An 8,693-nucleotide genomic window follows, 5' to 3' on the forward strand; every position below is an offset into this window, starting at 1 on the left:
GAAGTTTCAAGAATTATTAACGAAAATGATTTTGAAAATGTTGATGCCGTAATTGGTCCATTAACGCCAGCTAGTTTTAATAAAGTGGCTTCAGAATTGAAAAAATATAACACGCCAATAGTTTCGCCAATTGGTACAAATTTGAATTTGTATGATAATGTATTTCAATCGAGACCGTCAGACGATTTATTAAAAGCCAAGGTTGTAAATTTTGTAAAATCAGATTCATTAATTGAAAATATTGTGATTATTGCCGATACTAAAAATGTAACTATTGCCAATAGCCTTAAGGTTGAATTTCCTAATGCTAAAATCGTGTATTCTAGAAAGAATAAAGAGGGTAAAGATGAGTTTTTTGTGACTAAAGAAGATTTACAAGCTGCCCTGAAACCAGGAAAGAATGTGGTGTTTTTAGAAACTCAAAATGAAGGTTATGCATCGAACGCAACAAGTGTTTTGGCGTCATTAAATAATAGGATAAACCCTGAAAAATTAGAAGAAGCTGCTCCAGAAATTATCATGGTAACTACCAATTTAAACTCAGCTTTTGAGGGCGAACAAATAAACAATACGCATTTATCTAATTTGCAATTTCATTTTGCAACTACGTCGAAAGAATATAGCGAGGATAATGCCTTTGTAAAAAAATATGAAAAGCTATATAATATAACCCCAAATAGAAGAGCCGTGAGAGGTTTCGATTTAACCATGGATGTGGTTTTACGTTTGGTATCGTCAGGCGATTTATATTTATCGGTTGATAGCGCCCCATTAACGGAATATGTCGAAAACAAATTTGCTTACAAAAAGAAACTTTTTGGAGGCTATTTTAACGATTCTGTTTATTTGGTTAAGTACGACGATTTAACTATTGTTGAAGTAAAACAATAAGGTTTAAGGCTATTCGTTTTATTTAAAACAGCTTTTAAACCACATGATTAGATTCCTTTTTTTAATAATTTGCTGTGTTTGTGTTCAAGATACAGAACCTGTTTTAGTTTGGGATGCATCCTATAAATTATCATGGACAGATTTTAAAGCGAAACCAGATATGAGTGATGCGGCGGTTGCAATAACGGCATCGGGAATTACCTTTGGCTTTTCTATTACACAAACGGATTCTAATGATGTTGTGAGTTTTGAAACTGATATTCACGCGCATTTTTATCCAGAGCAATCTTGGTTTAAGGCTGAACAAGGTGATAATCATATTTTAAAACACGAGCAATTGCATTTTGATATTACTGAATTACATGCCCGAAAATTCAGGTATCGGGTGAGCCAATTAAAACTTTCAAATAGTATTAGAAAAGAACTTAAGAAAATAAATAGCGAGATAAATTCAGAATTGGCACAAATGCAAAATAAGTATGATAGTGAAACTGATTATTCAAGAAATTTTGAATCTCAAACTACATGGGGAACTTTTATGAATGCAGAACTCGCCAAGTATTCAAATTACAAATCTATAAATTAGTTTTATGCTTCCCGACAAACAATTTTTAATAGACTTGGCGCATACTAAAATGCCTTTCGGTAAATATAAAGATCGTTATTTAATTGACTTGCCTGAATATTATGTGGTTTGGTATCATAGCAAAGGGTTTCCTAAAGGAAAATTAGGAACTATGCTTGAACAGGTTTATGAATTGAAGCTGAACGGTTTAGAGGAGCTTATTTGGAATATTAGAAAGCAGTATCCTAAGCGGTGAATTTTTGGATTTCGTTACTTAGCGAATATGTCGTCATTTCAATCACCTATTTTAGATGTAACGAAGTAATTTTATTTTTCAGATAAAGTCATGATGTTTTATAAATCAAAACTTAAATCTAAAGCCAATTAAATAAGTATCAGTATCTGCGCTAAAACCAAGTTCTAAATGTTTTTTAGCAAAAGGTGTTGTAAATATATAAGTGCTACCAATGCCTACAAATGCTCCAGCTAATACATCCCAATGGTCGTGCCAGCCATCAGGCCCTTCCATGCGGCTAGCACCAACAATAGCAGCGCCTAAATATGCCCATATACCAAATTTCCAGCCATAACGGCGTTGAATAAATGATGCGCCAGAAAATGCAGAAGTCGTGTGCCCAGAGGGGAATGCATCAAATAAATTTCTACCTTCTGGTCGTTCTTTATTTACAATTTTTTTTAATGAATGCGTGATTATAAGACTAGTACTATAAGAAAGCGCAAACTGTTTAGTGCCTTCCCAATCCTTTTTTATTACGGTAGTTAAACCTGCAATTGTTGGTATGGCTATTTGCAAAATATCACCAGAATCTTCTAAAAAAAATTCCCATTTTTCATGTGTAGAATTTCCTGATTCTGGTATTTGCGCATAAATAATGGAATCAAAAATTACTAAGAAAACAAAGCATAACAAAAACTTTACTGGTTTATTATGTGGCATATTTTGTTGGTAGTTAGTTTTTAAATAACTCAAATTATATTGTTTTATTTTAAAACCTGCCATACAGAATCTATTCTGTATAAACTTGCCCTCTGTGTGGTTTTAAAGCATCACGAATCGGTTTCATTTGGTTTTCATCAACCACCAAAAAAGCAATCGCATGTAAATCGCTTAATTTTTCAATGCCTGTAAGGCTAATATTTAATTTTTCTAATGTAATATATTCTTTCAAATGAATTTCGTGGTGTTTCGCAATTTTACTGCTGTCAGGTCCTCTAAAATCCCAAATTAGTTTTAGTTTTCGCATGTTTTTCTTTGCTATATTTATGGCTAAAGCCATTAGTTTGGTATTCAAAAATATAAAGGTAATGGAAATGAAATTAATCCTATTTATTTAAGTTTAATAGGCAATTAATTACTTTTTTTAATCGTTTGTTAAACAACTTGTATTATAGGTTTATATTATTATTTTTGTAATTGGTTAAAAAAAATTCCTCTATGACATTAAGATATTTATTTTCTTTATTCTTAGCAGTTTTTATGTTAAGCTTAAACGCACAGTCAGTTGAAAAAGACGTACTATTTACGGTTAATAATGAACCTGTTTATGCCTCAGAATTTTTAAGAGTTTATAACAAAAATTTAGATTTAGTTCAGGACGAATCTCAGAAGGATATCGATGAATATTTAAAGCTTTTTACTAATTATAAATTAAAACTTCAAGAAGCTAAAGCCTTGGGCTTACAAGACAAAACATCTTATATTAGAGAGCTTAGTAGCTACAAAAAGCAATTAGCTAAAAATTATATTTCAGATTCTAAGGTAACTGACGCCTTGGTGAAGGAAGCTTACGACCGTATGCTGTATGAGGTTAATGCAAATCATATTTTGGTGAAGGTTGACGAAAATGCGAGTCCGCAGGATACGCTTTTGGCTTTTAATAAAATAACCAATTTAAGGAATAGAACTTTAAAAGAAGGCTTTGATAAAGTTAGAGTAGAGGTACACAACGGCAAAACTATTTTCGGTGAAGAATTAGGCTATTTCGGAGGGTTTAAAATGGTTTATAAATTTGAAAATGCAGCGTTTAATACGAATGTGGGCGAAGTTTCTGAACCTTTTAGAACCCGTTTCGGATATCATATTGTAAATGTTATAGACAAGCGAGAGGCAAGGGGAGAACGTACCGTTGCTCATATTATGGTTATTGAAAACAAAAATGATTCGTTAGCAGAAAAACCTGAAGTTAGAATTCAAGATATTTATAAAAAGCTAAATCAAGGAGAAACTTTTGAAGCTTTAGCCAAACAATTTTCAGATGATAAAAATTCTGCGCCAAACGGTGGTATGCTTAAAGCATTTTCGGGTGGGCAATTAAGAGCAAAAGAATTTGAGGATGTTGCTTTTGGTTTAAAAAAGGTTGATGAGGTTTCTAAACCTTTTAAAACCGATTATGGTTGGCATATAGTAAAACTTCATAAAATATCGCCAGTACCAAGTTTTGAGACTATTAGGCTAGAATTGGTTGAAAAAGTTAAGCGCGATTCAAGATCTAAATTAATTGATGAGGCACTTTTTAAAAAGTTAAAAACGAAATATACTATTGAACCAAAGGAACCTTATTTGGTTTATTTTGTGTCTATTTTAAATGATGACTATTTTAAAAGAACATGGAAGCTTCCGGCAGATTTTAACGGCAGGGAAACTTTGGTTAAAATTGGCGAAAAAACGTTTAGTAATAACGATTTTGGCGTGTATTTAACAAATACACAACGAAATGCTTCAAGTATAGAACCATTAGAAACGTTGGTTTCAAAAAAGTATGATAGTTTTTTAAATGAAAGTTTGGTAACATACCAAGAAGACCATTTAGAAGAAGAAAACGAAGATTATGCCCATATAGTTTCAGAATATAGAGACGGATTATTATTGTTCGATCTTATGGAAACGACAATATGGAATACAGCTAAAACAGATTCAGTTGAAATAGAATCATTTTACAGCGCTCATAAAGCAAATTATATGTTGCCAGAACGCGTGGATGCTATAGTTGCTGCTTCAACAAAACCAAAAACACTTAAAAAGGTAGCTAAACTTTTGGTTCAGGATATGCCAATTGATAGAATAAAATCTCTTGTAAATAGTAACGATAAAGTAGATGTTATTTTTACTTCGGGCATTATGGATGCGAATCACCAAGCACTTCCGGATAATTTTAAATTTGAAAAAGGAGTTTCAAAAATTTACAAACATAACGATGCAAATGTTTTAGTAAAAGTTAATAAGGTATTACCAAGTACAAAGAAAACATTTGATGAAGCTAAAGGTGCTGTTATGAGTGATTATCAAAATTTCAAGGAAGAGGCTTGGATTAATGATTTAAAGAGTAAATATAAAATCGAGATTAATGACAATGTTTTAAAAGCTGTTAAATCAAAACTAAAAGGATAAAAGTGAGAAATAAAGTATATCTATTGTTTTTATTGGTTTTGGTTTACTCTTGTGATTTGTTGAAAAAATCGGATGATGAAACGGCTATTGCAAGGGTTAATGAAAATTATCTTTATCAAGCGGATATTGAAGGATTAGTTCCGGAGGGTGCATCAAAAGAAGATAGTACCTTATTAATTCAAAATTTTATAAAGCGGTGGGCAACCCAGCAATTATTTGTTGATGGTGCAAAACTCAATTTAGGAGAAGAAAAACAGCAAGCATTTAATAGGTTGGTGGTTCAATATAAAAACGACCTGTATAGTAAAGCATATATTGAAGCGCTTGTTGAACGCAGTATCGATAGAGATGTTTCTATTGAGGAAGCCGAAGCTTATTATAGCAATAATAAGGAGGTTTTTAAATTAAATGAAGAACTTATAAAGTTTAGATATATTCATGTAAATGAAAATATTATTGATTTTGAAAATATAAAAAATCGACTTAAACGCTATAATGATAGAGACAAAAAAATACTAGATTCCATCTCAATTCAATTTAAATCCTATTCATTAAATGATTCTATTTGGATTAAATTAAGCCAAGTCATTAAGAAAATTCCAGCTGTAAATTCAGAAAATAGAAATCAAGTGTTAAAAAAATCTAATTTTGTACAACTCAAAGATTCATTAGGAGTATATTTGATGCAAATTAATGATGTTTTAGTCAGAAATGATACAGCACCATTAGAATATGTGAAGCCGACCATTGATCAGATAGTGATTAATAAACGCAAGCTTGAATTTATTAGAGAATTAGAAAAAGATATTACTAAAGATGCCATTAAAAACAAACAGTTTGAAATATACGATTAACCCAAATCCTTTACTTACTTTATGTTTAGCCTTATTATTTGTAGGTTTTACAAACGCTCAGGAAATTATTGAAGATGAAGTAAAAGAAGCTACAAAAAAAGTAGATTCAGTTGATACATCAAATGCTTTTAAGGTAGATGGCGTAGCCGCTGTAGTTGGCGATTTTATCGTTTTAGAATCAGACATTCAAAAAGAAAAGGATCAAATAGAAGCAGGTGGCGGCTCAATAGAAGGGATTGATAATTGCCAATTATTTGGTTTAATGTTGGAAAGAAAATTGTATGCGCACCATGCCATTCAAGATAGTGTACCCGTTTCTGATTCTGAGGTTAGAAAAAATGTCGATTATCAAATTCAACAATTCCTTCAACAAACAAATGGTTCGATGGAACGTCTTTTAGCATTTTATAAGAAAGACGACGAAAAAAGTTTTAGAGACGAAATGTTTGAAATTAATAAGTCAAACTTATTGGCACAGAGAATGCAATCTAAAATTGTTGAAGAAATTGAAATTACACCAGAAGAAGTAAGAGCATTTTTTAATAAAATTCCTGAAGACCAACGTCCAACTTTTGGTACCGAACTTAAAGTAGCCCAGATTGTTGCAGAACCTAAGGTTTCAGATGAAGAAACACAAAAAATAATTGACCGTTTAAAACAGTTCAAAGCAGATATTATTGAAAAAGGAGCAAGTTTCCGTTCAAAAGCTGTTTTGTATTCTCAAGATCCTGGGTCTGCAAGTAAAGGTGGAAAGTATACACTAAACAAAAAGGAACCAAGAATGGTTAAAGAGTTTAGGCAAGTGGCATTTGCTTTACAAGAAGGCGAAGTTTCTGAGCCATTTAAAACAGATTTTGGTTATCATATAATTACGTTGGAAAAAATTAGAGGTCAGGAATATGATGTGGCACATATCTTATTAACGCCAAAAGTGTCTGACGAAGCTATTGTAGAAGCAAAAGAACGTTTAGAAAATGTTAGAAAACGTATTGTTGCTGGCGATATTACATTCGCTGATGCTGCCAAAGAAGTAAGTGATGAAAAGGAAACAAGAAATGATGGAGGCCAATTAATAAACCCAACTACGCAAGATTATAATTTTGAGTTAACAAGAATGGATCCTGAATTGTATTCTCAAATTCAAGATTTAAAGGATAATGAGGTTAGTTTAGTTTTAAAAGAAGAAGACAGAACGGGTAAAGTGAAATTTAAACTGCTAACCGTTACAGGTAGAATTGATGAGCATGAAGCTGATTATGCGCGCGATTTTCTTAAAATTAAAGATTTGGCTTTAGAAGAAAAGAAAATTAGAGCTATTGAAAAATGGCAAGAAGAAAAAATACTAGATACTTATATTAAAATAAGTAATGAACATAGAGATTGTGATTTTTCTGGTAACTGGTTAAAAAAATAGATTTATATGTCTGATGTTACTGCTATTGAAGAGTTTGTAAAAAAATATAAAGAATTAAAAACGGAGATTGCCAAAGTTATTATTGGTCAAGACGAAGTTGTAAACCAAATTCTTATTTCTATATTTTCTGGTGGACATTCACTTTTAATTGGTGTTCCAGGTTTAGCAAAAACGTTAATGGTTAATACCATTGCTCAAGCATTAGGATTAGATTTTAAACGTATTCAGTTCACCCCAGATTTAATGCCAAGTGATATTTTAGGGAGTGAAATTTTAGATGAAGACCGCCATTTTAAGTTTATTAAAGGACCTATTTTCGCTAACATTATTTTAGCAGATGAAATAAATAGAACACCACCAAAAACACAAGCTGCTTTATTAGAAGCTATGCAAGAGCGCTCAGTAACAGTTGCTGGTCATCATTATAAATTAGACTTACCATATTTTGTTTTGGCAACCCAAAACCCTATTGAGCAAGAAGGAACTTATCCTTTACCAGAAGCGCAATTGGATCGTTTTATGTTCGCTATTAATTTGGATTATCCAACTTATATTGAGGAGGTTCAAGTTGTGAAAGCAACAACAACTGATAATAAGGTTCAGGTAAACGCCTTATTTTCTGCTCAAGAAATCGTGAATTTTCAGAGTTTAATTCGTCGTATTCCAGTTGCTGATAATGTGATTGAATACGCCGTTTCTATGGTTGGTAAAACAAGGCCAAATTCAGATGCAGCATCAGATTTAATAAAATCATATCTTGATTGGGGAGCAGGTCCTAGAGCATCACAAAATTTAATTTTGGCTGCAAAAACACACGCTGCCATTCAGGGAAAATTTTCTCCAGATATTGAAAATGTTCAAGCCGTGGCACAAAGTATATTGCGTCACAGAATTATAAAAAACTACAAAGCTGAAGCAGAAGGTGTTTCTGAAGAAGCGATAATTAAGAGTTTGTTTTAGTCCAAAACATTTTTAGTTTTTAATAGCCCCAAAAATTTTTCTTTTTTAGAAATCATTTCAATTCTTAAAGATCCTATATGAATCACAATTACGGATTGAAATAACCTTGAATTATCTTCAAGTTTATTAGATGATTAATAATAAAACGATAATCTATCAAATAAATAATGTCACTATAATAAATAACTATAATTACTTATTGGATTATAGCGTTTCTTTTTAAAAATTTGCTTTAATTTATTAAGTTTGTGAGAACTAAAAATAATCAACTCAAAAATTAACCATTTGGCATTGGATATGGTAATTCAAGTCAATTTAACATTGAAAATACTGCTTTTATGAATACTTATAAAGACTATATCAAAGAGATTGAAGAACGCAAAGGTCAAGGCCTTCATCCAAAGCCAATTGATGGTGCTGAATTATTAAGTGCAATCATTGATCAAATTAAAGATTTAGGTAACAAGTACAGAGCAGATTCTCTTAACTTTTTTATCTACAATGTTTTGCCCGGAACTACAAGTGCTGCAGGTGTAAAAGCAAAGTTTTTAAAAGAAATCATTTTAGGACAAGAGGTTGTTAAAGAAATTACGCCTGCTT

At 31.6% G+C, this 8,693-nt stretch carries 10 protein-coding genes; 8 read left to right on the forward strand and 2 right to left on the reverse strand.

The annotated features are described in order from the left end of the window. The 3 genes from WBN21_RS14100 to WBN21_RS14110 all read left to right on the forward strand — a co-directional run. Nucleotides 1–891 (forward strand): ABC transporter substrate-binding protein (locus tag WBN21_RS14100; protein ID WP_424201364.1); only part of this gene is annotated, 891 nt, incomplete at its 5' end. A 43-nt stretch (nt 892–934) separates the two neighbouring features. Next, a complete protein-coding gene (locus WBN21_RS14105; RefSeq protein WP_424201366.1) occupies nt 935–1,477 on the forward strand; it encodes a DUF922 domain-containing protein in 543 nt (180 codons plus the stop codon). A 4-nt stretch (nt 1,478–1,481) separates the two neighbouring features. Then, nucleotides 1,482–1,712 (forward strand): DUF3820 family protein, encoded by a 231-nt coding sequence (locus WBN21_RS14110; protein ID WP_092851994.1) that lies wholly within the window; start codon nt 1,482–1,484, stop codon nt 1,710–1,712. A 105-nt stretch (nt 1,713–1,817) separates the two neighbouring features. Here WBN21_RS14110 and WBN21_RS14115 read toward each other — a convergent pair whose 3' ends face one another. Together WBN21_RS14115 and WBN21_RS14120 are read right to left on the reverse strand one after the other, a co-directional pair. Continuing rightward, entirely contained in the window at nt 1,818–2,447 is a 630-nt protein-coding gene (locus tag WBN21_RS14115; protein ID WP_424201368.1) for a phosphatase PAP2 family protein, read from the reverse strand. A 37-nt stretch (nt 2,448–2,484) separates the two neighbouring features. After that, a complete protein-coding gene (locus WBN21_RS14120) occupies nt 2,485–2,721 on the reverse strand; it encodes a hypothetical protein (RefSeq protein ID WP_424201380.1) in 237 nt (78 codons plus the stop codon). Between the two features lie 191 nt (nt 2,722–2,912). Between WBN21_RS14120 and WBN21_RS14125 the strand changes: the two genes are divergently transcribed. The 5 genes from WBN21_RS14125 to WBN21_RS14145 form a co-directional block, all read left to right on the forward strand. After that, entirely contained in the window at nt 2,913–4,865 is a 1,953-nt protein-coding gene (locus WBN21_RS14125) for a peptidylprolyl isomerase (protein WP_424201370.1), read from the forward strand. A 2-nt stretch (nt 4,866–4,867) separates the two neighbouring features. Further along, nucleotides 4,868–5,719: a peptidyl-prolyl cis-trans isomerase gene (locus WBN21_RS14130; protein WP_424201372.1), complete on the forward strand. Its 852-nt coding sequence runs from the start codon at nt 4,868–4,870 to the stop codon at nt 5,717–5,719. Next, entirely contained in the window at nt 5,682–7,133 is a 1,452-nt protein-coding gene (locus WBN21_RS14135) for a peptidylprolyl isomerase (RefSeq protein ID WP_424201374.1), read from the forward strand. Before WBN21_RS14130 ends, WBN21_RS14135 begins: the two co-directional genes overlap by 38 nt. Nucleotides 7,134–7,139: 6 nt before the next feature. Next, nucleotides 7,140–8,093 (forward strand): AAA family ATPase, encoded by a 954-nt coding sequence (locus WBN21_RS14140; RefSeq protein ID WP_424201376.1) that lies wholly within the window; start codon nt 7,140–7,142, stop codon nt 8,091–8,093. Nucleotides 8,094–8,431: 338 nt separating this feature from the next. Then, nucleotides 8,432–8,693 (forward strand): hypothetical protein (locus WBN21_RS14145; RefSeq protein WP_424201378.1); only part of this gene is annotated, 262 nt, incomplete at its 3' end.

The sequence above is a fragment of the Algibacter sp. genome (genome assembly GCF_049667265.1).
Lineage (GTDB): Bacteria > Bacteroidota > Bacteroidia > Flavobacteriales > Flavobacteriaceae > Algibacter_B.